The organism is Dysgonomonas sp. PH5-45, from assembly GCF_029893235.1.
GTDB lineage: Bacteria > Bacteroidota > Bacteroidia > Bacteroidales > Dysgonomonadaceae > UBA1309.
Window position 1 is genome coordinate 61971 of record NZ_JARXWE010000005.1, and the last position, 26284, is coordinate 88254.

At 42.0% G+C, this 26284-nt stretch carries 20 protein-coding genes; 12 read left to right on the forward strand and 8 right to left on the reverse strand.

All coding sequences use genetic code 11. The features are described 5' to 3' along the window. Positions 1-70: 70 nt before the first annotated feature. Positions 71-1372, reverse strand: a complete 1302-nt coding sequence (locus M2132_RS03175; RefSeq protein ID WP_280671271.1) for a gliding motility-associated C-terminal domain-containing protein — start codon at positions 1370-1372, stop codon at positions 71-73. 105 nt (positions 1373-1477) lie between these two features. Continuing rightward, positions 1478-2686 carry a serine palmitoyltransferase gene (gene spt, locus M2132_RS03180; protein ID WP_280671273.1) on the reverse strand — a complete coding sequence of 403 codons (1209 nt, stop codon included), beginning with the start codon at positions 2684-2686 and terminating at the stop codon, positions 1478-1480. A gap of 357 nt (positions 2687-3043) precedes the next feature. On the opposite strand from spt, the gene M2132_RS03185 reads away from it, so the two are divergent. The 8 genes from M2132_RS03185 (at position 3044) to M2132_RS03220 (ending at position 13323) form a co-directional block, all read left to right on the forward strand. Next, a complete protein-coding gene (locus M2132_RS03185) occupies positions 3044-3922 on the forward strand; it encodes a murein hydrolase activator EnvC (protein WP_280671275.1) in 879 nt (292 codons plus the stop codon). 13 nt (positions 3923-3935) lie between these two features. After that, complete coding sequence (locus M2132_RS03190; RefSeq protein ID WP_280671277.1) at positions 3936-5081, forward strand: 1-deoxy-D-xylulose-5-phosphate reductoisomerase; 1146 nt, start codon at positions 3936-3938, stop codon at positions 5079-5081. A 31-nt stretch (positions 5082-5112) separates the two neighbouring features. After that, positions 5113-6447 carry an RIP metalloprotease RseP gene (gene rseP / locus M2132_RS03195; RefSeq protein WP_280671279.1) on the forward strand — a complete coding sequence of 445 codons (1335 nt, stop codon included), beginning with the start codon at positions 5113-5115 and terminating at the stop codon, positions 6445-6447. 53 nt (positions 6448-6500) lie between these two features. Further along, entirely contained in the window at positions 6501-7457 is a 957-nt protein-coding gene (locus M2132_RS03200) for a methylenetetrahydrofolate reductase (protein WP_280671282.1), read from the forward strand. Between the two features lie 20 nt (positions 7458-7477). Further along, positions 7478-8596: a DNA polymerase III subunit gene (locus tag M2132_RS03205; RefSeq protein ID WP_280671284.1), complete on the forward strand. Its 1119-nt coding sequence runs from the start codon at positions 7478-7480 to the stop codon at positions 8594-8596. Positions 8597-8670: 74 nt separating this feature from the next. Beyond that, entirely contained in the window at positions 8671-10395 is a 1725-nt protein-coding gene (ricT, locus tag M2132_RS03210; protein ID WP_280671286.1) for a regulatory iron-sulfur-containing complex subunit RicT, read from the forward strand. Further along, on the forward strand, positions 10364-10858 hold the full coding sequence (locus M2132_RS03215; RefSeq protein ID WP_280671288.1) for a gliding motility lipoprotein GldH: 495 nt from the start codon (positions 10364-10366) through the stop codon (positions 10856-10858). Before ricT ends, M2132_RS03215 begins: the two co-directional genes overlap by 32 nt. A 191-nt stretch (positions 10859-11049) precedes the next feature. Next, the gene (locus tag M2132_RS03220) at positions 11050-13323 is read left to right on the forward strand and encodes a cation:proton antiporter (protein ID WP_280671290.1); all 2274 of its coding nucleotides are present in this window, start codon (positions 11050-11052) and stop codon (positions 13321-13323) included. 28 nt (positions 13324-13351) lie between these two features. Here the strand turns inward: M2132_RS03220 and smpB are convergent, their stop codons facing one another. The 4 genes from smpB to M2132_RS03240 form a co-directional block, all read right to left on the reverse strand. After that, entirely contained in the window at positions 13352-13810 is a 459-nt protein-coding gene (gene smpB, locus M2132_RS03225; protein WP_280671292.1) for an SsrA-binding protein, read from the reverse strand. 78 nt (positions 13811-13888) lie between these two features. Then, entirely contained in the window at positions 13889-14344 is a 456-nt protein-coding gene (locus M2132_RS03230) for a hypothetical protein (RefSeq protein ID WP_280671294.1), read from the reverse strand. Positions 14345-14557: 213 nt separating this feature from the next. After that, positions 14558-14914, reverse strand: coding sequence for a hypothetical protein (locus M2132_RS03235; protein ID WP_280671296.1), 357 nt, complete (start codon positions 14912-14914; stop codon positions 14558-14560). Positions 14915-14935: 21 nt separating this feature from the next. Continuing rightward, positions 14936-17119 (reverse strand): von Willebrand factor type A domain-containing protein, encoded by a 2184-nt coding sequence (locus M2132_RS03240; protein WP_280671298.1) that lies wholly within the window; start codon positions 17117-17119, stop codon positions 14936-14938. Between the two features lie 135 nt (positions 17120-17254). Between M2132_RS03240 and M2132_RS03245 the strand changes: the two genes are divergently transcribed. The 3 genes from M2132_RS03245 to M2132_RS03255 all read left to right on the forward strand — a co-directional run bounded on the left by M2132_RS03245 (position 17255) and on the right by M2132_RS03255 (position 20324). Further along, complete coding sequence (locus tag M2132_RS03245) at positions 17255-17830, forward strand: RNA polymerase sigma factor (protein ID WP_280671299.1); 576 nt, start codon at positions 17255-17257, stop codon at positions 17828-17830. Next, entirely contained in the window at positions 17827-19146 is a 1320-nt protein-coding gene (locus tag M2132_RS03250) for an energy transducer TonB (protein ID WP_280671300.1), read from the forward strand. The genes M2132_RS03245 and M2132_RS03250 overlap by 4 nt, the downstream gene beginning before the upstream one ends. A 155-nt stretch (positions 19147-19301) precedes the next feature. Then, on the forward strand, positions 19302-20324 hold the full coding sequence (locus M2132_RS03255) for a carboxypeptidase-like regulatory domain-containing protein (protein WP_280671301.1): 1023 nt from the start codon (positions 19302-19304) through the stop codon (positions 20322-20324). 275 nt (positions 20325-20599) lie between these two features. On the opposite strand, the gene M2132_RS03260 is transcribed toward M2132_RS03255, so the two are convergent. Beyond that, positions 20600-22081 carry a succinate CoA transferase gene (locus M2132_RS03260; RefSeq protein ID WP_280671302.1) on the reverse strand — a complete coding sequence of 494 codons (1482 nt, stop codon included), beginning with the start codon at positions 22079-22081 and terminating at the stop codon, positions 20600-20602. Positions 22082-22144: 63 nt separating this feature from the next. On the opposite strand from M2132_RS03260, the gene M2132_RS03265 reads away from it, so the two are divergent. Next, the gene (locus tag M2132_RS03265; protein WP_280671304.1) at positions 22145-23227 is read left to right on the forward strand and encodes a GlxA family transcriptional regulator; all 1083 of its coding nucleotides are present in this window, start codon (positions 22145-22147) and stop codon (positions 23225-23227) included. 86 nt (positions 23228-23313) lie between these two features. Here the strand turns inward: M2132_RS03265 and M2132_RS03270 are convergent, their stop codons facing one another. Beyond that, on the reverse strand, positions 23314-26244 hold the full coding sequence (locus M2132_RS03270) for an Ig-like domain-containing protein (protein ID WP_280671306.1): 2931 nt from the start codon (positions 26242-26244) through the stop codon (positions 23314-23316). Positions 26245-26284 lie beyond the last annotated feature (40 nt).

Here is a 26284-nt window from a genome sequence, read left to right on the forward strand (position 1 = left end):
TTGAACAGGGAACAATTTTATTTTATAGAAGTAAGTTTTATTGAATGGTTATTTCAACAAGATTCATCCCTTATTTACTCCGCAGAATATTTATATCTCCAGCTTTCTTATACTTTTTGCCATCAGCTCCAAGGGCTTCTATAACATAGAAATACACCCCTGTGTCTACAAACTTACCTTTGTATTTGCCGTCCCATCCTTTATCGGGGTCTGAAAACTCATACAACTTGTTTCCCCATCGGTTAAATATGGTACATTTAAATTTAAGCAACGAACGGTGTACCACCTTAAATTCGTCATTCACACCGGGCGAGGCATCGGGCGTAAAAAAGTTGGGGACATCGAGTCTCGATTCCGATATAGAGAATTTTATAGAATCGGTGCTGACACATGCCGAACCTTCGCTGGCCGTTTCGAGAATAATACGATAATTGCCTGCTGCCGTAAATGTATACGTTATATTTTTATCGGTGTAACGAAGCATATAGTTGTCTGGATCTACCTTTTCGTTATAAATAAACCAAGTATAATACGTGGTTGTTGGTTCGTTTCCATGTCCGTAAAGTTCCACTTCAAACGGAGCAGGGTAAATATCAGAATCGCCTGCATTGTTTGAAATTTGTGTAGAGTCTATTTCCATTTCTATATGAGCCTCGGTGGCTATCGCCGTGTATACCTCGGAACTAACAGAAGAGGGAGACAGATTCAACTTTTCGGCAAAATGATCGCCCGAAAGGGTAAAAATGGTATTCTTTAAAGGTTGGCTGATGTTTGTTTCAACGCCTATCTCCTTGGTTGTAGAATTAATTTGAGTGATAAACGAATTTGTGTTCCCGTCCCATTTCAGGTCATCGTAGCTGATTGTGTATTTACGACCCAGTTCTTTCTGCGTTCTTGAGGGTGTATAATAGAAAAGACGGTCGTCTTTGTTTATTAATAGTTTCAGATAATAACACTTGTCTTCATCGTCCGAATCTGACTTAGCCGAAATAGAGTGCAGTATGGGTTTATGCTGCAGATAATCAATTATCCAGATAGCTTTTTCTGTTATCAGGTCTGCTTTGGCATAATATCCTTTACTGTCTTCAAGATTATAAACATGATACGTTGTTGTATTGCCGCTTTGCGAAGTTTGTATATCGGACGATGGAACAGGCAGAGTAGCCCCAAACTCGTCGTACTTATAAAACTCCACAGTTGTAGCACTACTCGAATATACAAGATAAGCTCCCGACAGAGATGTTACCATTCCTATCCTCATGTCCTGCACATCTTCGATGTACGACGAACCACTTGGCGTCTGCAAACTGTATTGAGCATGAGAAAACAAGAATGAATAAAGAAAAACAGTAAGAATGAGCAAACGTTTCATCCGGATATACACTTTTATACTAAAAAACAAAAACCCTCTAAAAACTTAAACGATTAGAGGGCTTATTTATTATAAATCAGGCTTTAATTTACCAATAGCTTTTTTTTATTTTACCATCACATTAGGTAACACTTCCATTTTTCTGAATACAGAATGGATGCTTTCAAGGGCATGATCTACCTGCTCTTTGGTATGCGTTGCCATCAACGAAAAACGTATCAATGTATCGTTTGGGGCAACACCGGGCGAAACCACCGGATTCACAAACACACCTGCATCGAACAACATTTTGGTGATAAGGAATGTTTTTTCATTATCACGTATAAAAAGAGGAATAATAGGTGTAGAAGTATGTCCTATTTCACAACCCATCTGGCGGAAGCCTTCAAGGGCGTAATGGGTAATATCCCACAAAGCTTTTACCCGTTCGGGTTCGGCTTTCAATATATCAAGGGCGGTGCTTGCAGCGGCAGTGGCTCCGGGAGTAATACTTGCACTGAATATATATGGGCGGGAGTTATGGCGTAGATAGTCAATGGCAGCACTATCGCCGGCTATAAATCCACCAATGGATGCCAACGATTTGCTGAATGTGCCCATAATCAAATCGACTTCGTCGGTCAAGCCATAATAATCGTGAACACCCTTTCCGTTATAGTCACGCCCCATGACGCCTATTCCGTGAGCTTCATCAATCATTATATTAGCTTGGTATTTACGGGCAAGCTTCACTACTTCGGGCAGGTTAATAACATCGCCTTCCATACTGAATACACCGTCAACAACTATCAGCTTTACTTTTCCTTCTTCGCATTTTTGGAGCTGCTTTTCGAGCGACTCCATATCGTTATGCTTGAATTTAAATTTATTAGACAACGATGCCCTGTTTCCTTCAATGATAGAAGCATGGTCAAGTTCGTCCCAAATAATATAATCTTCCCGTCCGGTGATACACCCCACAACTCCTTGATTCACATTAAATCCTGTGGAATAAACAATTGCTCCTTCTTTTCCGGTGAAGTCGGCGAGTTTGTGTTCAAGCTCGGTATGGATATCAAGGGTTCCGTTCAGAAAACGAGAGCCGGCCATGCCTGTACCATATTTTTTAATGGCTTGGATTGACGCTTCTTTAACTTTAGGGTGATTGGTTAAACCAAGGTACGCATTAGAACCGAACATCAACACTCTCTTTCCATTTATGGTAACTTCGGTGTCTTGGTCGCTTTCTATCTCTCGGAAGTAAGGATAGATACCCGCTGCTCTGGCTTTCCGCGCAGCATCATACCTAAACAATTTATCTCTTAATAGATTCATATTCAATGTTATAACAAAACTAATGTATTTTTAGTTATAACTGCATTTTGTAAAACATTTCCTGTTCTTTCCAAACAATTTCACAAAAAAGCAGGCTGCAAAAATAGCCAAAAAAATGATATCAAGTCTGTTTTTAGCCTACTTTTTTATTTTTAATTTATTCACTGTTGCCTCAACTATCTTTATTTCTGCATAATACTCTGTTTATCTTAATTTTTGGTTATTTTATCAATATGTTTCAATTGGCACTGCCTTATCTCAATTCTTTTTTCTTAAATTTGCATGCTTATTGCTATTTATAGGGGGTACCCTCTTTTGTTTTGGTTATATTAAAACGATTATGCTTAGTTCTATCGGATGAATAGAAAAAGAGATAAAAAAAAGAAACACGATTTTTGGCGGCGTATACACTTTAAGTATAAAGTCTCTATAATAAACGAAAATACGCTTTCGGAAGTATGGAAAATACGGGTTTCGTGGTTTTCGGGCGCTACGGTTGTGTTTGCTTTCGCTTTTTTATTGATAGCACTTACTTCGGTGATTATTGTATCTACCCCCATACGCAACTATTTACCCGGATACTTGGATTCCGAAATACGGGAAGAGGCTGTTCGTTCGGCCATAAAGATTGATTCGCTCGAACGTCAGATGCAATACCAAACCGCTTATCTGAGTAATTTAAAACTTGCCCTCGAAGGCAAAGTTATTGCCGACTCTGTTCTGTCGGTAACCGACTCTACCCATGTGTTGGGCAACTACGATTTGCTGTACGCTACGGATGTGGAAAAGAAGTATAACGAAGAGTTTGAAGAATCTGAAAAATATAACCTTTCGTCGGTTCCTTCCGCTACAATGTCGTCTGTTGAAGGGCTAACGTTTTTCCCTCCTGTAAAAGGCTTGATTCTGCACCGGTTCAATCCCACCGACAGACACTATGGAATAGACATGGTTACGGCTCCCAAGGAAAGCGTTTTGGCAACCCTCGAGGGGACGGTTATTTTTGCGGGATATGAGGCCGGGGCAGGATATGTAATTCAGATTCAACACAAAAACGGTTTTGTTTCTATCTATAAAAACAACGCATTGTTGCTGAAGCGCGCGGGCGACCGTATTCGTACCGGCGAAGCTGTTGCCATAGTAGGACAGGTGGACGATACCCACAGCAAAGCAAGTTTATATTTTGAACTGTGGTATAAGGGAAGCCCTGTTAACCCCGAAAATTATATTTCTTTTTAAGAGAGAAAACTTTATGAAACGTAAAATAGCAATCTTAGGATCGACAGGCTCTATCGGAACTCAGGCTTTGGATGTTGTCAGACAGCATTCCGATAAGTTTGAGGTTTATGCCCTTACTGCCAATAACAGTTTGGATTTGCTGATAAAACAAGCTCGCGAGTTTCAGCCCGAAGTTGTTGTCATTGCCAACGAAGCCAAATACAGCGCCTTGAAAGATGCTCTGTCCAATCTTCCTATAAAAGTCTGGGCAGGAGCCGATGCCATTGCGCAAGTGGTGCAGGAATCCCCCATTGATATGGTGTTGACAGCAATGGTTGGATATGCAGGCTTAGCGCCTACCATAGCCGCCATTAAAGCAAAAAAGCCTATTGCGCTGGCCAATAAGGAAACTTTGGTTGTAGCCGGAGAGCTGATTACGGCTTTGGCTATGGAGAATAAAGTACCTATACTACCTGTCGATTCCGAACATTCGGCTATATTTCAATGTCTGACAGGCGAGGTAAGCCCTATCGAAAAAATATTGCTCACAGCATCGGGAGGGCCTTTCCGTAAACTGTCGAAACAAGAACTGGCACATGTAACAAAACATGAAGCCTTGAAACACCCTAACTGGGATATGGGCGCGAAAATAACTATCGACTCGGCAACCCTCATCAACAAGGGCTTTGAGATGATAGAAGCCAAATGGTTGTTTGGCTTAACTCCGGAGCAAATACAGGTTGTGGTGCATCCGCAGTCTATAATCCATTCTATGGTGCAGTTCGAAGATTCGTCTGTTATGGCACAGATGGGGCTACCCGATATGCGCCTGCCTATACAGTACGCGTTTTCTTATCCGCACCGTTTTAAATCGAACTTCGAGAGGCTCGATTTATTCAAGCTGCAAACCATGACTTTCGAGGAGCCGGATATGGAGCGTTTCCCAAATCTGGCATATGCCTTCCATGCAGCACACAAAGGCGGCAATATGCCCTGCACGCTGAATGCGGCCAACGAAATTGTTGTAGATGCCTTCCTGAAAGAAAAGATAGGTTTTTACCACATGAGCAAAGTGATAGAACAAACAATGTCTCGTACGGCATTTATACAAAGCCCCACATACGAAGACTATGTAGCAACAAACGCCGAAGCACGGCGAATAGCTGCCGATTTAATCTGAAAACAAAATTTATTCATTATATAAACAACGAATGGAAACTTTTTTAATAAAAGCATTACAGTTAATACTCAGTTTATCAATTCTGGTGATAGTTCACGAGTTCGGGCATTTTATGTTTGCCCGCCTCTTCAAGATAAGGGTCGAGAAATTCTACTTGTTTTTTAATCCGGGCTTTTCTCTGTTCAAATTCAAACCCAAAAACAGCGAAACCGAATACGGCATAGGATGGCTTCCATTGGGTGGATATGTGAAAATATCGGGGATGATAGACGAGTCGATGGATAAGGAACAGATGCAACAACCCCCTCAACCGTGGGAGTTTCGGTCAAAACCTGCATGGCAACGCCTGTTGGTGATGGTGGGAGGTGTCACCTTCAACGTATTGTTGGCTATTTTCATCTATTCTATGATTATGTTTTCGTGGGGCGATAGCTATGTGTCGTTCAAGGATATAAAACACGGCATGGAGTTTTCGGATGTAGCAAAAAGTGCGGGATTTCAGGATGGCGACAAAATAATAAGTGCCGACGGAAAAGAACTGAAAATGCGTATGGATAAAACACTCGACATGAATACATACATGAGCTTTGCCGAGGCCAAAACAGTTGTTGTGGAACGTGGTGGTGAACAAAAAGAAATATCCCTACCCGATGATTTTTCGGATAAACTTATCGCATCAAAAAAATTGGGATACATGCCCAAGATGCCAGCTGTGATAGATAGCGTGGTTACGGGTAGTAACGCTCAAAAATGCGGGCTTCGGAAAGGCGATAGTATTGTAACGCTAAACGGAAAAGATGTAATCTCGTTTGCCCATATGCGTACAATGGTTGGCGAAAATGCCGGAAAGAACATAAAACTCGAATATTACAGAGACGATTCGTGTTACGAAACAACGGCTTATGTAGATAGTACAGGTACACTGGGCTTTACCGCGCCTTTTGTTAGCCCTTCCGATTTCCATCACGACAATTTCGGTTTCTTTGCTTCTATTCCGGCCGGATTGAATCTTGCCAAAGAAACACTGGAAGGGTATATAGCACAGTTCAGATTCGTGTTCACGAAAGAAGGGGCTTCTAATCTGGGTGGTTTTGGGGCAATCGGAGGACTGTTTCCTGCAACATGGGACTGGCAAGCCTTTTGGTTTATGACAGCCTTCCTGTCCATAATACTTGCCGTGATGAATATTCTTCCTATCCCTGCTTTGGATGGCGGACACGTCATGTTCTTGCTATATGAGGTCGTTAGCCGCCGTAAGCCTAACGAAAAATTTATGGAGTATGCGCAGATGGTGGGTATGTTCCTGCTTTTTGCCCTGCTCATTTATGCAAACGGGAACGATATATACAGATTTTTCTTTAAATAACGATATATCCGCAATATACACATATTAGCGTGAGAGAATAAACAGTTTATACAATGACAAAAGAAACAGTTACCGAATTAATAAATAAACATAAGAAAACGGCCTTCTCGTTCGAGATACTGCCGCCGCTTAAAGGGAACGATATACAAAAGGTATATGGCATTATAGACCGGTTGATGGAGTTCGACCCTCAATACATAAATATAACAACGCACCATAGCGAAAACGTATATAAAGAAGTTGACGGAAAAATACTGAAAGTAAACGTCCGCAAGCGCCCCGGAACAGTAGCGGTAGCAGCAGCCATACAGAACAAATACGATGTGATGGCCATCCCCCATGTTATATGCAAAGGATTCACGCGCGAAGAAACGGAATATGCCCTGATCGACTTGAATTTCCTTGGCGTACATAACCTTTTGTTGCTGCGTGGCGACTCTAACAAACTCGATACCGATCAGCTGAAAGGGAATCAGAATATGTATGCAACCGACTTACAGGTTCAGGTAAACCAATTTAACGAAGGCATTGCCGAAGATGGCTCTGTGTTCGAAAAATTCGAAACGCCTTTTTCGTACGGTATGGCTTGTTATCCGGAAAAGCACGAAGAAGCACCAAACTTCGAGTCGGACCTTCGTTATCTGAAAATGAAGCAGGATTTGGGTGCCGAATATGTGGTTACACAGATGTTTTTCGACAACAATAAGTATTTCTCGTTTGTAGACCGTTGTCGTGCCGAAGGTATAACCATACCTATCATACCGGGCGTAAAACCCATTGTACTGACCAATCAGCTAACAGTTCTACCCCGTATATTCCGGTCGGAAATACCGGAAGAATTGGCCTGCGAATTGGCTAAATGCAAAGACGACAATGCCGCAAAAGAAGTTGGTGTGGAATGGGGAATAAAACAATGCCGCGAACTGATTGCCAAAGGAGTGCCAAGCATCCATTTCTATTCGCTAATGGCATCCGAAAGCATACGCCGTATAGCCAAAGAAGTTTACTAAGAGAATAAAGACAGGTTAAGGTGTTTTTTAAAGATATAATAGGCCATCAGGAAGTGAAAGCAAGGCTTGTAAAGTCTGCCGGTGAAGGCTTTGTGCCCCATGCCCAAATGTTTTCCGGCCCCGAAGGTATCGGCAAGCTACCTTTAGCTTTGGCTTATGCTCAATATCTTAACTGCCTCGACCCTGCCGATGGCGAAAGCTGCGGCAAGTGCGCATCGTGCGTAAAATACGGCAAATTGGCACATCCCGACCTGCACTTTGTGTTTCCTATCGTAAAGAAAGAAAAAAAAGAAATCTGCGATGACTATATTGCCCAGTGGAGAGATTTTTTTTCGGAAAACGTTTATTTCAATCTGAGCCAGTGGTTAGCCCATATAGGAGCCGATAATGCGCAAGGGCTGATATACGCACGCGAAAGCGAAGAAATAAACCGGAAACTAAGCCTGAAGACATACGAAGCCAAATACAAGGTTCTTATTATATGGCTTCCCGAAAGAATGCACGAAGTTTGCGCCAACAAGCTATTGAAGATAATTGAAGAACCGATAGGACAAACGCTCTTCCTTTTGGTTTCAGATTCGCCCGACAGTGTTCTGACTACAATACAATCGCGCTGCCAACGTGTAAACATAAACCCGCTACCCGAATCGGAAATGCTGCTTGCCCTGCAAAGCCAGTACAACATATCGGACACAGATGCCGCTTCGGTGGCACACATCGCAAACGGCAGCTATCTGAAAGCGATGGAAACTATCGGGTTGAACGAAGAACATAAGTTTTTTTTCAACCTGTTTGTAATGATGATGCGCTCATCGTACGCCCGTAAAATAAAAGAGATTAAAAACATAGCAAACGAACTGGCCGGTATAGGACGTGAAAGGCAAAAAAACTTTCTGATATATTGCCAGCGTATGGTGCGTGAATATTTTGTCAGCAATCTGAAACAACCGGAGATGGTTTACCTGAATAACGAAGAGGCTGATTTCGGTATACGCTTTGCCCCGTTTATCAACGAACGGAACATCATAGATTTTTCGGACGAACTTGCTTTAGCACAAAAACACATAGAACAAAACGTGAATGCTAAAATGGTTTTTTTCGACCTGTGCCTCAAGGTTACAATGTTATTGAAAAGGTAAACAACTCATAAATTGTAATATGCTAATAAAAAAAATAGTAAATTAGCAGATCAATTGATTATCGCAAAAAGAATATGCCTGAAAAACTACTCAAGGCAAACAACATAAAAACGATGAATATAGAAGATAATAATATAGATAACAACAAAATAACTCCATCGTCCGATGGTTATGGGGAAACACCCTCTTCCACCAATGGCGATAGGGAAACCACAAAAGCGACAGTCGATATCAAAGAGTCGGCAATGAAAGTTGAACCTGTTATTGCCACTACTCCTCCCGCCAACGCAAACACCCAATGCACTTGTGGCAAGAATGCGGAAGGGGAATGTGATTGCAAAACAGGCAACAGTTGTGCAACAACCAGCACTAATAGCGATAAGTGCGACAATTGCGCAAAAAGCGCTACAAAAAAATGCTGCTGTTCAGGAAAAAACAAACTGGAGGTTTACGACTGGCTTGAGGATATGCCCGAATCCCTGAAAAGCACGCAGATGATAGAAGTACAATTCAAAAATACCCGCAAGGGATATTACCTGAACAGTAACAATCTGGATTTGAACAAGGGCGACATTGTGGCTGTTGAAGCAACTCCGGGGCACGATATAGGCGAAGTAACAATGACAGGCAAGCTTGTTTTGCTGCAAATGAAAAAAGCCAACTACCGCACTCCGCAAGGCGAACAAAAACGGGTGTACCGTATAGCCAAACCTACCGATATAGAGAAAGCCCAGATAGCCCGCTCTCTGGAACATAAAACCATGCTCCGCGCGCGCGAAATAGCCGAAGAGCTGGGCTTGCATATGAAGATAAGCGATGTGGAATATCAAGGCGATGGTAACAAAGCCATATTTTACTATATAGCCGACGAACGGGTAGACTTCCGCCAACTGATAAAGGTATATGCCGAGAAGTTCAAAGTAAAGATAGAGATGAAACAAATCGGAGCCCGTCAGGAAGCTGGCCGGGTGGGTGGTATAGGCCCATGCGGGCGTGAGTTGTGCTGCTCGGCTTCGGTATCAAGTTTTGTTTCGGTATCTACTTCGGCAGCCCGTTTTCAGGACATATCGCTCAATCCGCAAAAGCTTGCCGGACAGTGCGGTAAACTTAAATGCTGCTTGAACTACGAAGTAGATGTGTATGTAGAGGCGCAACGAAAACTACCATCGCGCGAGGTTGTTCTGGAAACCAAAGACGCATCTTATTTCCATTTCAAAACAGATATCCTTTCGGGTATGATGACCTACTCGACCGACAAGCGTTTGGCATCCAACTTGGTTACAATAGATAAGGATCGAGTTTTTGACATTATCCGCATGAATAAGCATGGCGAACGTCCTTTAAACCTCATGCGCGAGGGCGAACGCAACGAAGAAGGCCCTGTGGCTTCTTTGGATGTGCTATCGCAAGAGAGTATTACCCGCTTCGATAACCTGAAAAAGAAAAGGAAGAAGCAAAACAGAGTAAGACCCCAGAATGGCGAAAACCGTAAACCGGAATCCGAGAATGGGAACGGAAATGGGAACACTGCCACAGAGCCAAACGAGGGCAGAGAACGCAATGCCGGCAACCGGAACCGAGGGGGTAACCGTAATAACAAATCGGGCGACAATCAGCCAAGGAGAGAAAATCGCCGTCCTAACAACAATCAGCAGAACAACCCTATACGGTCGGAAGCCCAGAAAACGGACGGAGAGCGAACCTCACCCCCAAAAAAGACATTTAAGCGGAACAGACCGCCACACAGTAATGCAAATGAAAATAACAATGGGAAACCTTCAATCAGTCCGGAATCTTAAAATTGCTTTAGCATTTATTGTTCTTGCCCTAAGCTTCTTTTCTTGCAACAACAAGGAGGTGTACGATTCGTTTCATACTATGCAGGGAGCCAATTGGTCTAAAAACACGATTCTTGTATTTACCGTCGATTCGACCCTTATAGAACCGGGAGTACCCTGCGATGTGTCGGTAGAGCTTGTTACGAATACCCAATATCCATATCAGAATATATGGTTCTACGTGTCGGACGACATAGAGAAAGCAGGCAGTTTCCGGAAAACAGAAAAACAATTTCTGGTCTGCGACGAGTTCGGGAAATGGTATGGAGCCGGATTTGGCAATCTACACCAATTAAGCTTGCCTTTCAGCCAAAATGTGGTATTTAAAGAAAAGCGGAACCACATATTTAAAGTAGTACACGGAATGCGCGACGAACCGCTTTCGGGGGTAGAAAAAATAGGTTTGAAGATAACCAAACAGTAAAATACATTTCCATCTTATTACACACAGTCTTGGCTGCGGGTATTTTTCTGTCAGTACCCGCATCTTTAACCACACTTTATTTTTTTCCTTCAACATATATCTTTTACCATTTACTACTTTTCAGTTGTATATTTATTGAAAAAATTCCCGCAAAAATATATCTTTGTATATCAAACATGTAATTTGCAACAATGAAAAAGTATAAAAATCTGGTATATTATGTATCCGTTGTTGGAATCTTTTGTCTGATAATGTATCTGGTCCTGATAAAAGGCGAGAACGATTTACAGATACATAAACAACTGGCTGAAGTAAAAAACCACTTTTCGGCATGGGGTATGTTTCTGGAGAATGTTGTCTCGGAAGCTACCGGAGCCACCGCTTTGTTGCTTTTACAGATAATCGTTATACTTTTCTTTGTCCGTTTTTTTGGTTGGGTTTGCCAAAAGATAGGGCAGCCAACAGTTATCGGGGAGATTATTGCCGGTATCGTACTAGGACCTTCTTTGTTGGGGTGGATATTCCCCGAATTTTCGACAGTTATATTTCCGGAATCCTCTATTGGTAATATAAAACTACTGAGCGAAATAGGTCTTGTTCTATTTATGTTCATCGTAGGGATGGAGCTCGATTTAAAGGTACTTAAACACAGGATCAACGATGCTGTTCTGATAAGTCATACCTGCATTGCCCTGCTGTTTACCTTAGGTATAGTTCTTTCTTACTTCATATATCCTTATTTTACGTATCCCGACTCGTACTTTGTCCCCTTTGCCCTGTTTATGGGTATTGCCATGAGCATAACGGCTTTTCCTGTGCTTGCCCGCATTGTGCACGAGCGTGGTTTAAATAAGGCTCCCTTGGGTGCGATGGTCATAACCTGTGCCGCTGTCGACGACATCACGGCATGGTGCTTGCTTGCGGCCGTTATTGCAATTGCTAAGGCGGGAACATTTGTCAGTTCGCTCTTTGTGATACTTTTTGCTGTGATATATGTCATTGCCATGTTTAAGGTAGTGCGCCCTTTATTGAAAAGAATAGCCGACCAACAGACATCTAAAAACATTATAAGCAAACCCGTTATCGGGGTCTTTTTCCTTGTCTTGCTTCTTTCGTCATACCTGACCAGTATTATTGGTATCCACCCGCTTTTCGGGGCTTTTTTGGCAGGGGTTATAATGCCGGCAAATATGAACTTCAGGAAACTTTTTATAGACAAGATAGAAGATATATCGATGGTGGTTTTGCTTCCCCTTTTCTTTGTTTATACAGGGCTTAACACAAAGATAGGGCTGCTCAACACACCTTCTTTATGGGCATTATGCGGTGTTATTGTGCTTATAGCCACCTTTGGCAAGTTTATAGGAGGAGCACTGGCTTCCCGTTTTGTGGGTTTCAACTGGAAATCGAGCCTGACTATCGGCGCGCTCATGAATACCCGTGGCTTGATGGAGCTGGTGGTGCTGAATATAGGCTACGACCTTGGGATACTTACCCCCGAAATATTTGCCATGCTGGTTGTTATGGCACTGGCCACAACATTCCTTACAAGCCCTTTGCTAAACCTGATTGACAGAATATTCAGGAACAAACCACAGGAAGAGGTTTTGCCCGAACAGAAGAAATTCAAGATACTTGTTCCCTTCAGCAACCCGCAAGCCGGTAAAAAACTGATGTTCGTGGCCAGCTTCTTTGTTAAGAGGAGCCATAACGCATCGGAGGTTGATATGGTGCATATCTCGCCCGGTAACAACCTCTATCAATATAATATGGAAAAAGAGGAACACGACATTTTTGAGCCCATCATTGCAGAGTCGGCCCTTCTGGAACAACCTATAAAACCAATCTTCAAGATTGCGTCCGACCCCTATATGATGATTATAAAAATGGGTAATAGCGATGAATACGACTTCATTCTCCTTGGTGCGCATATCTCCATATACAAGGGCAATCTGCTTGGCGAATTCATTAGCCTGTCTAACAAAATACTGCATCTGCCAACGCACTTTTATTCGTGGATAGCGGGGAAGAAAAAAGTCGCGAAAGCCCGTTCTTTTGCCGAAGGCACTCGCAGCATATTAACAAACAGCGATATGCCTGTAGGTATATTTCACGATAAGGGCTTGAAGGATATTAAAAATGTATTTATCCCTATCTTAGACAATAGAGATGCTTTTATCGGGCAGTTTATGGAACGGTTGGCCATTAACTCGTATGCACGGATAACAATTTGGGACTCAGTTGGGCTGCTCGACGAATCGCTCGAATTCACAAAGAACATTCGTAACATAAAGGAAGTAAGTCCTTCTCTGTGTCACGAATGGGATAAAAACCTTCCTGTCGATGCCGACACGTTAGGGAAACAAGACTTGGTGCTTGTAAGTATCAATAGTTGGAATAAACTGAAAGACAAAAATATAGATTGGGAAAAACTACTCCCTTCTGTCTTATTACTGAACGAATAAGGCAATTCTCCGAAAAAACACAACCCGGTTAAAACTTAAAAGCCCTGTCCATCGAGCGTTTGTCTTCTTTTTCTTTCAGGCTTTGACGCTTGTCGTACATCTTTTTCCCGCGAGCAACAGCTATATTAAGCTTGGCAAGACTTTTTTCGTTGATGTATAGCTTCAGCGGCACGATGGTATAGCCTGTTTCTTTTACCAACCTTTGTATCTTTTTCAGTTCCTTGCGGTTGAGTAGTAGTTTGCGGTCGCGGCGAGAGTTGTGATTGTTGTACGAACCATAAAAATACTCGACAATGTACATGTTTTTCACCCACAATTCGTTGTTTTCGAAAACACAAAAAGTATCTACCAAACTGGCTTTCCCCATGCGGATAGATTTAATTTCTGTGCCTGTCAGTACAATTCCGGCAGTATATGTGTCGAGCAACTCATAATCGAAAGTCGCTCTCTTATTTTTTATATTTATGGATACGGGCTTGAACGTCATTGCGTGTGTGCTATCTTAATTGGCAGACAAAGATAAGAATATTTAATTAAAAGCCGCTTCCGATGGCATCTACACAGACTAATCGTTCAGCAGTTTTTCGAGGAAATCGTCAAACTCTTTTCCTAAACGGTCTATTAAATCGTTTTCTAATCTTAAAACCGAATCGTCTTCAATCAGTAAAAGTTCTTCAAGAACAATAAAGTTTTCGTCGCTCAAGTTGATAGAAAAAGGAGTAAAAATATTCAGCGAATCGAACAACTTTTCTTCATTCATTTCTGTTATCACATGCTGCAAATCGCGGGCATAAACCGATTGCCTCAAGTCTTCTTCGGCCGGAGGTAACCCTACCCAAGATGCAACCAATTGCTTTTTTATACAGTTTTCTTCATCGTCATATACTGCCAATTCGTCATTTTCTGCATCCACAATAATGAATATATCGGTAAGCGAACTGCCTTTATAGTCGGCAGATAGCTTATCGACAGCTTCTTTCATTATATTCTTTATTTCTTGTCTTGCAGCTTCCTTTCTCATTTTCTCTATATTTTTAAGCGAAGTTAGAAAAAATACGGATTAAAACACAAAAAAACAGTAAATTAACGTGTATTCGCCATAAGAAGTTGCCATACAACAAATACCCTGTGTCAGATTTAAGCAAATATTATTACGGGTTTTATACATCAAGAGGCTGAACCTTTTCAGGTAGCAGCCTCTTGGTATTTAATGCTGTATTTGTTTTATTCCATCTTATTCCATAGCATTATCTTCTTTTGCGGCAGGGGTGAGGACAACTTTTTCAACGTCGCTCGCCCGTATTATTCGTGGCAAAAAGCCATCTTTCTTGAAAAGAAGTTCGTCCGAAAGCAGTGCTTTAACCCTGAACTTGCCATCATCGCTGGTTATCGTGGCGGGGTTATGCCCTCTGATAGCAACACTCACGCCTTTCAAGGGCTCGCCTTTATCCGCATCAACTACAATTCCATCTACAAAAAGACTGACGGCCGACTCGTTTTTAACTTTAGAACTACTGTTGTACATGATGTAAGACGCAACAAGCAATATAACCGTAAATATAGCTAATAAGCCTTTTGTATTCCCCTTCATGGCTATTCGTTTTTAGTTAGTTTATTTCATATTTTTAGTTGTTTCTACCAGACGGACAAACTCCCTGCGGTATCCTTGGGTATCGTCTCCATATCCGCTTTTAGCTAAAGACAGAACATCATTAAACGTTGCCGTACCTTTGTAAGACGAACCCTTCAGTAACTGCCCGAACATTGCTACCGCCGATGCGAATTTGAAATCGTCCGACACACTATTCGCTCCATAGTCAATCAAAGGTAATTCAATTTTCGAACTTGTGGAAGCATCCGGCAATTTATATCGTAACTTCACTGTTAAAAGTTCAGGCGAATCGGTTAAACGGACAGACTTAATATCCGTCGTGTTTTTCTGGTATTTCAGATCATCTACAAGAGGCGATATGTTCGATTCCACTCCTACGGGTATAACTTCGTAGAATGCTGTAACGGTGTGCCCCGCACCCATTTCGCCCGCATCTTTGGTATCATCATTAAAATCTTCTTTGTTAAGCAAACGGCTTTCGTAACCCACCAGCCTGTAAGCCTGCACTTTTGCCGGATTAAATTCCACTTGCAGTTTCACATCCTTTGCAACGGTGTACATCGTTGCTCCAAATTCGTTCACCAGAACCTTATTAGCTTCCTGCAGATTGTCTATATAAGCTGCATTACCGTTACCTTTTTGAGCCAGTGTTTGCATCTTGCTGTCCTTATAGTTCCCCATTCCGTAACCAAGTACCGAAAGGAATACCCCGCTTTGGCGTTCGTTTGTAATCAGGTCTTCTAACTCTTGATCGCTCGACGGACCTATATTGAAATCACCATCGGTACAGAGTACAATACGGTTGTTTCCTCCCTTAATGAAGTTTTCTTTTGCCACCTTATAAGCTCGCATCAGTCCGTCACTACCGGCTGTTCCACCACCTGCCCCAAGTCCGTCCAGTACCTCATGTATTTTTTGCTTATCGGCTCCCGATGTTGAAGGCAAAGCGATGCGAGTTCCGTTGGCATAAGTAACTATGGCTACACGGTCTTTCTTGCGGAGACCTTTTACAAGAAGCTTCATCGAAGATTTCACCAAGCCTAAGCGTGTTGCCCCCGACATAGAGCCCGATACATCAATCAGGAATACAAAGTTGCTTGCAGGCATATTTTCTTCGGCCAACTCTTTTGCCTTAACCCCTACCCTCACTAAACGGTGCTGTTTGTTCCACGGACACTCCCCTACTTCGGTGGTCAAAGCAACCGGAGTTTTTCCTTGTGGTTCAACATAATTGTACGAGAAATAGTTAATAAACTCCTCAATTCGGATTGCGTCTTTCGGAGGTAACTGTCCCTGATTCACAAAACGGCGAAAGTTACTGTACGATGCCACATCTACATCTATCGAGAATGTCGACAAGGGGTCTTGCTGTGCCATCAGGAACGAATTTTCTACATACTGACTGTAAGCTTCCGCATCGGGAACCGTTATCGGAGCTATAAATTGTATTGGAAGATTAACATTCTTTTCTTTACTATTAATAACTACAGCACCATTAGCCGCACGTGAACCATAGATAGAGGTTGCCGAAGCATCTTTCAATACAGAAACGCTTTTAATCTCGTTTTGCCTAAGCTTAGCTACTTCTTTTGGGGTAGCAGGCTTACCGTCTACAATATACAAAGGAGCATTGTTTGCCGCTAACGAACCCACACCGTGCAGACGCAAAGAAGATGCTTCGCTTGGCTCTTTGGAAGAAGTATAGATCTGTAAACCTGCCACTTTACCCTGAAGGGCATCCATCATATTGGCAACGGGCTTTTCTTGTACATCTTTCGAATCGACTTTCTTAACAGAGCCTGCAACCGTTGGTACTTTCTTGTCGCTTCCATACCTATTTATCATAACCTCCTCAAGGACAACTTTATCGGGTTTTAATTTAACATTGAGTGTTTTTGTTTTTTCGGTGATCGACACTTCTTTCGTTTTATACCCCATATAAAAAAATAGCAGTTTATCGCCTCTATTCGCTGTTATACTATACCGTCCGTCGAGGTCGGTCACTGTTCCGTTTGTTGTGCCATCTACAAGAATCGCTACCCCTATCAGAGGCATGTCATTACTTGCATCGGTCACTGTTCCGCTAACTGTTATCTTTTGTGCGCTTTTCTGGGCATACGCACATACTGTGAACGAAAGAATAGCAAAAAACGCTATCGTCCGGATAATCCTGTTTGTTCTCATAATGGTTATTGTTTTTTAGAAAATTTATATTCGTTTTTCCTTATAGAGGTTTTTTTACATACAAATTCCATAAACCCATCATTATTTTTTGCATTTTTGTATCCACAACAGTTTTATACAGCAGGAAAACAGGCCTTGATTTTTTTTAATAAAAATAAAAAAGACGACACCGACGAGGAGTTGCTCGCCAAGTATCGGGACACAAGTGATGCCGAATACTTTGGTCAGCTATACAATCGTTATATCCCCCTCATTTACGGGGTGTGCCTCAAATACCTGCAAAACGAAGACCGTGCGCAGGATGCTGTCATGGAGATATTTGAATACTTGCAACCACGCATTGGTGGATATGAAATTAAGGTTTTCAGGACGTGGCTGTACAGTGTTGTTAAAAATCATTGTTTCCATGTTCTGAAAGAAAATAAACGTGAACTGGCTGTCGATTTCGACTCAAATCTTATGGAATCGGACGCCGTTTTGACTCTATTTAGCGAAGAAACAGGAGACGAACGCGAAAACGCCCTCAACAGATGTATTGAACTGCTACCCGAACCTCAGCGCATTGCCGTACATAAATTCTTTTTCGAGGATATGTCGTATGCCGAAATTGTAGACAGTACGGGTTATCAGCTGAAAAGCGTAAAAAGTTATATACAAAACGGAAAACGAAACTTAAAGAACTGTATCGAAAACAGCATGCAAGAAAGATGAATCTGCTCAACTACATAAAAGGTAACCGTAAAGGTAAGGATGCCCGCAAGATTGAATTCGATGCGATGCGCGACCCTTTCTTGGCCGACGCTATCGAAGGATTCGATTCGGTGAAGGGGAACCATGCCGACAGCATTACCCGCATGCAGGCACAGATAACACAAAAAACCGAAAACCGGAAAAAGAAACGTTATCTTGCCTATAAGATTACAGCGGCCGCCGTAGCCGTTATCGCCTTGTTGAGTGGTTACCTCACGCTGATGAACCATCAGTCGTCTATGCTGGTAGCACACGAAGGTAACAACTACATAGACATCTACGTGCCCGAAAAATATATCGAGAAAAAAAGACTGGAATATACCCAACTGATAGAACGTAACCCCGCAACACAGGAGTTGCCACTCTATGCCGTTGCTAACGTTAAGAACTTGCACGAAGTTTTTGCCCCGGTAGAGACCATAAATATCTATATACCCGAAAGAACAACAGAACCTCAGCGTAAAAAACAAGACACTGAAGAACTAAGACATACTGCGAGGGCGGAAGAGCAACCCCTATATGCCGCCACTGAGTTGAAAAAACAGGAAATCCCTACTATCGGAAAAGATACAGAGCTTGTTGCCATGAGCCCATACGATACTGTTATTGAAGAGGTTATAACAAATGGATATGGAAGCGACAAGAAACTCGCAATGATTGCAGGCTCTGTTAAGAAAGTCGATTCGAAAGATGTACAAGAAAAGCCCGTTGCCAATATGATGGATGCCCTTCAGGGCAAAGTGGCAGGTTTACAGGTCTATACTTCTTCCAAAGAGCCAAGCGAAGCATCTTCTTTGCGTCTGCACGGCGTAGGTTCCTTAGTAGCAAGTAATGCTCCACTGTATATTATAGACGGCAAACCATTTGCAGGAAATATTACTGCTATCAATCAGGATGATATAGAAAGTATTTCTGTACTGAAAGATGCTTCGGCAACCTCTATCTATGGCTCACGCGCGGCTAATGGCATTATTGTTATCACCACAAAAGAAGGGGCTAAAAATAGTGAGTCGAAGAAAAAATCTGACACACCCACTCCCGTTATCGGCACAAAGAACTACAAGAAATACCTAAAAAAAGCCCATAAGGAAACATGCGATGGAAAACGAGGAAAAGTTATTCTTGAATTTACAGTCGCCACCGATGGCACACCCGAGAATATACAAGTAGTAAAAAGCCTCTGCCCAACGGCCGACAATGAAGCTATTCGCCTTCTGCAAAAAGGCGTTAAATGGAGACATGCCGCAGGGAAAGCCCGAATAGAGGTAACTTTCTGATATTTAAGTGTTTTTTTGCAGATATACTGTCTACAATGTGCTAAAAAACTTGCTTGCTACTACAAAAAGGCAAAAACAATAATCGGTTTATGGAATTTGTATGTGAAAAACCTCTATAAGGAAAAACGAATACAAATTTTCTAAAAACAACGATTATGAAAACAAGCAGAATTTTCCGGATGTTAGTGCTTTTTGTGGTTCTTCTATCTGTAACAAGCATAAGTGCACAGACTTCGGAAAAACATAATAAGTCAGATTTTTATACTTGCAAGCAACAAAATGCACAAAAGATAGTGGTTAGCGGAACTGTGACCAGCACAGGCGATGATGAACCGTTGATTGGAGCTATAATTCTTGCGAAAGGCTCTAAAAGTGGAACAGCAACCGACCTCGAGGGGCAGTACACAATAGTAGTTTATGAGTGCGATACGCTGGTTGTATCTTATGTGAATTATAAACAGAAAACCGTTTCTACTCCCCAAAAATCAGAGACACTAAACATTGCCTTAGAACCCAACGAAACCGCAATTGATGATATAGTTATAAATAGATATAACTCCCGTAAGGAAACCGACACACTCGTTGGTTTTGTTAAAAAAATAGATTCAGACAAGATGCAAGATAAAACAGGTGCAAATATGACGGACGTACATCAAGACTCGGTGGCAGGTTTGAAGGTTTATAACCCTAACGATATTCCAACTTCAACCTTCCGTTTGCATGATGGAGGCATGTTAGTAGCACTTAACACTCCGCTATATATTATAGATGGCAAGTTTGTTTCGGGAAACATTACGACCATCAATCAAGAGGTAGAGAGTATTTCTGTTTTGAAAAACTCTTTAGCAACCTCTCTCTACGGAAAACGTGCAGCCAAGGGTGTTGTTATTATCGTTACTAAAGATGCTAAATCGAAGAAAAAAACCAATACACCCACTCCCGTTATCGGCACAAAAAAATATAGGAAATACCTGAAAATAGCACATAAGGAAACATGTGATGGAAAACGAGGAAAAGTTATTCTTGAATTTACAGTCGCCACCGATGGCACGCCCGAGAATATACAAGTAATAAAAAGCCTCTGCCCAACAGCCGACAATGAAGCTATTCGCCTTCTACAAAAGGGCGTTAAATGGAGACACGCCGCAGGGAAAGCCCGAATAGAAGTAACTTTCTGATATTTACTCGTTGTGCATTTAGGAAACAAAAGATAATTATCTGAAAAACAGCACAATCATTTTTTGTCATCCTGAGTGTAACGAAGGATCTTTAATAAATAATACAGAGATTCTTCACTTTGTTCAGAAACAACGTTCGAGGAGCGTAGGCGACTCAATGACAAATGCTATAAATGTTTATAATAAATTATTTGATATAAACTCTCTAAATGCACTACGGGTTGATATTTATACAATTCTTATCCGAAGCATTACCCTGCAGAAATGATATTTAATTATTCTATAACTGCATTTTTCATGCTTCCTGTTTCCAGCAAAGCTTTATGAAAGGAGAAAACATTATACAGATTAACAGGTGTTTGCCCCTTAGCACCACTTTTCAGATATTTACGTAAAAGCGAGCGATAATCGGGGTGAACGCAATTTTCTATTATACATTCAGCACGTTCTCTGGGCGATTTCCCCCTTAAATCGGCAACACCATATTCCGATATTATTACCTTTACCGAATGTTCATTGTGGTCTACATGCGACACCATAGGAACAAAAGCACTGATATCTCCGTTCTTGGCTGTTGAGGGTGTTAGGAATATTGAAATATAGGCATTACGGGTAAAGTCGCCCGAACCACCCAGCCCATTCATTATTTTACTGCCTGCGATGTGCGTTGAATTTATGTTCCCGAAAATATCGGCTTCGATAGCCGTATTCATAGATATTATACCCAAGCGGCGAATTACCTCAGGGTTGTTCGATATCTCGGACGTGCGCAATATCATTTTGTCTTTAAAAAATGGCAGGTTTTTATATATCCGTTCGATGTACGGATTGCTCACAGCAAGCGTTCCTCCGCTGGCATACGTAACACGGCCTTGTTCCAGTAAATCGATTATCGCATCCTGAACAACCTCGGTATATACCTCAAAGTTGGGTATTTCTTTATTACTTCCTATTGCCGAAAGAACAGCATTGGCAATATTACCTACCCCCGATTGAATCGGTAAAAATGATTCGGGTATAGTTCCCCTGCGCATCTCCCCGACAAGGAAATTGGCAGTGTTTTCTCCTATCTTAGATGTAATTTCATCGACAGGAGCAAAGCAACCACCATCATTGGGGATATTTGTTTTCACCACTACAATCTTTGCAGGGTCGGTTTGTATATACTCTTTCCCGATACGCGACCGTACATTGGTGATATTGATTTCGGAACGGTTTGGCGGATTTTGCAGCTCCAACAAATCGTGCATACCACATAACTCTTTAGGATGCCATTCGTTCAGCTCAACAATTACAAGCTTTGCCATTTGTACGGCTGTCAAGGCAATGCCTATGCCGCAAGTCGGCACAATCTCTCCCGTCTCGGTTACGTCCGAAGCCTCAATGATAGCTACATCTATATCCCCATAAAAACCATAACGGAGGTCTTGTGCAAGCGACGATAGATGTAAGTCGAAATAGTTGACCGAACCCTCATTAATGGCATTCCTCATATCGTTATTTGTTTGGTAAGGGGTGCGAAACTTAATGGCGTTAGCCCGTACCAAGGCTCCATCTATATTATCGCCAGTGGATGCCCCTGTGAAAACACCTATCCTAAAAGGATTTCCCTTTGCATGCTCCGCTTGGGCACGTTCTGCCAAAGCCAAAGGAACCGCTTTAGGGCATCCGGCAGAAGTAAAACCGCTGAATCCTACATTATCGTTATCGTTAATGAGCAAAGCTGCTTCCTGAGCTCTTACTATTTTCATTGCCATAGTCTTCTTAATCTTAAATTATTATTTTTAAGGCAAAGGTAAGGGATATAACTATTGGCGTAAATGACATTAATACATCCAAAACTGCCATATGGGTTTTTTATTATTATCTTTAAAGCAAATTATACCATCATGGCTACCCGTAAAATCAAACACATAGTATTCTTGGCTCTGCCCAATGCTACACTGCTGGACATAACCGGTCCTTGCGAAGTGTTTTCGCAGGCATTAGAGCTTCTTCATTCAAGGAAAGAGAAACCGGAATTTACATATGAGCTACATACCTTGTCGACAAGTAGCAAGAAAGATATAGATACGGCTTCGGACATAACAATCCGTTGTAAGGAAAGCATTAAATCTGTTACCTATCCGATAGATACATTATTTGTTCCGGGAGTACCGAATTCACAGATAGAACAATACAAGCTATCACAAAACGTTTTGCGATGGATTAACGACCAATCTAAAATTGTTCGCCGGATTTGTTCGGTCTGCACCGGCAGTTTTTTCTTAGCCGAAGCCAGAGTACTTTCGGGCAGAAAAGTTACAACACATTGGGAAAAATGTAATCTGCTGAACAGTAGCTTTCCGGATATTGAAGTGGACGAAAACCCGATATTCGTCAAAGACGGCAACATTTACACTTCGGCAGGTATATCCAGCGGGATGGATCTGGCTCTGGCATTAGTTGAAGAAGATTACGGAAAGCCCTTTGCTTTGGAAATAGCCCGCCAGATGGTTTTGTTTCTGAAGCGTCCGGGAAGCCAGTCGCAATACAGCTCTATTCTCACACATCAGCACACTGACCACCAGCCCATTCAGGCCATATGCAATTGGATACTGGAACATTTGCAAGAGGTGATGACAATAGAAGATTTGGCAGAAAGAATATCTATGAGTCCCAGAAATTTTGCCCGTGTTTTTGTTCGCGAAACAGGGATCACACCTGCCAAATACATTGATAAATTACGCATAGAAACCGCTTGTAGATATCTGGCCGACACGCGCTTATCTCTAAAAGAAATCGCGACACTCTGTGGGCTGGGCTCGCCCGATAATATGCGTAAGGTATTTGCTAAACATATAAAAATTTCGCCGGCAGAATACCGGCGAAATTTTGGAACAAGTTTACCTGTAGAAATCTGAGTATGTTTCCTTACTCTTAGCCAATGGCTTTTAAGGAAATAACCTTAGGCATTTCCAAGGAAACACCTAAGATTATTGAACGATTATTACTTTTTGATGAATTTCAATGTTTTATCTCCAAACCTGACAACATAAACACCGGGTTGCAGGTTAGAAGTTTCTATCCGGGTTTCGCCGGCATTCACATTCGCACTCAATACCGTTTCGCCCGAAATGTGAGACACCACAACCAAACCTTTTACAGGAGTATTCACTACAACATTACCTGTAAATGAATCCACATATAACGAAAGGTCTGCAACTTCCCCACCTATTGAAGAACTTGCAATCGTAACCAAACATGTTGCCTTTAAGTCTCCATCTTCTGTTTCTACTGTAATGGTTGCAGAGCCAATACCGATGGCTGTTACCAATCCGCTTTGGCTAACGGTTGCCACTTCCGCATCCGAGCTTTCCCATGTTACATTCTTATTGGTTGCATTTTCGGGAGCAACGGTAGCTACAAGTTGTAGGGTTTCGTCGATAGATAAATCAGCAGTTATTTCGTTCAACGTTACACTTGTTGCTGAGGTCTTTACCGTTACTGCACATGTAGCCTCACGACCATCCATGTTATAAGCGGTTATTGTTGCTTCGCCATCCGCAAGGGCAGTTATCAGTCCGGTACTCTGATCTACTGATGCCACTTCCGAGTCTGATGTTTCCCAAAATACTGTTTTCATTGTTGCATTTTCGGGAGAAACCGTAGCTTGCAACTGCGCAGTCTCTCCTACTTCCATTACCAGAGAAGTTTTGTCCAACTCTATTTTTTCAGAGAAAATAAATACTTTAACGGTACAAGTAGCTGTGAAATTACCATCCTCCGTTGTTACGGTTATAATGGCAGAACCTCCATCTACGGGTGTTATCAATCCGTTCTCATCAACAGTTACCACTTCTGTATCAGAGCTTCCCCACGTTACATTCTTATTGGTTGCATCCTCCGGATAAACCTTTGCCATCAGCGGATATGTTTGCCCAAGATATACACCAACCGAATTAGAACTTATCTTCACAGATGTTACATCGACAGTAGGCTCCGACTCTAAGGCAAACAAATATTTTGAATCGTTTTTATAATAAACGGTACCCTTATCGTCGGCAACCAAACTGTGTGTACAATATTGAGCGCTTGAAGGCGTATAAGTAAACTGAACGATTGGCTCTTTATTCCCTTCAAAGTCTTTTATGCACACAATATCTCCACTCGAATTATTTACGCATACATACACATAGACCGTATTCTTATTTTCGGGTGTGGCATAAGCCGTGGTCAACAAAGGTGTTGACTGAGAAATCCCCCCTATATTCACCGAATATATTTTTTCCATAGTCAAGGCATCGAATACGTCCAATCCTCCTCCACTCACCATTGTTCCCGAAGTGGTATAAATACGTCCGTTGTAGACCGTTGGGGTTGTAGTTGACTGCCCTAAGGCATCGTTCGAGACAACATTATCTTTATCGAATGCGCCATTTTCCTTGATTTTTACGCCATAAATCTTTTTGGTTTCTTTTCCTGCAAAATAGAGCATTCCTGTAACCTTGTCGTACGACGAACCACTACGTATAGTAGAAGTTGCCAACTCCGTATCTATCTGATATGTGTCTATCAACTCTCCCGTTTTTCTGTTGCGCGATTGCATATAACCGCTATCCCCACCAAAGAAGATATAATCGCCAACAACCGTACCTCCTGTCCAGTAGAAGCCCGTATTGTCAGACTCCCACACGGGGCTCTTTACCTCATCTTTTGCCCGTGGATCTTCGTCCTTTGCCGATACGCAATAGTAAGTCCCTGTAGCCGAAGCGCCACCCTTCCACATTCCGGTATATACATATCCATCGTGATACACTACCGGACACAAATGCTGAAATCCTGATTTGGACTCTGTTATCCAAATAGGCTCTAAAGTTTCGGCATTAAAAGCCTGCAATAAGCCATTGTTCATGGGCACAAATATTTTTCCTTCGCCGTAAGCAATCATAGAAAAATAGCCACAACTTCCGGCAAGGGTATTTTCTTTTATAATATCGCCTGTTTCGGCATCAATTATCATTATCCTATTGTTGATGGCAATATAAACATTTCCATTCACGATAATAGGTTGCCCTCCATTCAGCCAACTTGAGTTAAGTTGAATTTTCCATTTTTCGGAAAGCTCGTCAGCTTTTCGGGCTATTTTTTTGTCTACAACAGCTAAGTGAGTGCTGTCTTTTCCCATTTCAGACCAATAAGAGTTGTACGAAGGAAACAAAGGACTTACCGAAGTATAAGGAGTACGAGGAACAACACCTTCTGAGTTGTCCCAACCATCCTGATAGCCCCAACCATCCCAACAGCCGTCTGTTAATTCGCGCGAAGAGCATCCCCAAGGCGAATAGCTAAAATCTTCTTCCTGCGAATCTTTTACCTGATACGACCAATAACCATTGTACCAGCCGCTACACCAATGATCTTCAGGATCACCGCTTGTCCAATCGTCATAGTTATATGCAGCTGTTGCCACTACACCATCGTTTGGATAATACGGGCTTCCTGCCTCTCCATCAAATATAAGATATTGGTTTCCGCTGCCGTTCAAGTCGTACCCAAATCCGGCAACCGTTTGGCCAATATTGGTATCGTGTACCAAATACAAGAAACGAGGGTCGGCTTTAGCCACAGCACAAATCATGTCGTATCCGGTAGCCGTTCCGTCCCATCGGAATCCCCAAACAAGGGTTCCTCCTTTACCATCGTACCAATCGATAACCAAAGCGGCACGTTTTTTACCTTGGCCTACCCAAAACTTAATATCATCGAACGTAAAATCCTTGTCCTCTCCGGCAATAGCACGCACTCCCCGCGTTTGGAGGCTATTACTCTTTTGAATATCCGGACGTTCGTGTCCCTGTACCCTGAACGTAGTGTTCTGAGCTGTTACGTTTACCAAGCCAATGATAAACAATGCAATAAAGAATAATTTTTGTTTCATTTTTTTAGATTTTATAGACAAAAACCAAATTGTCGACTTT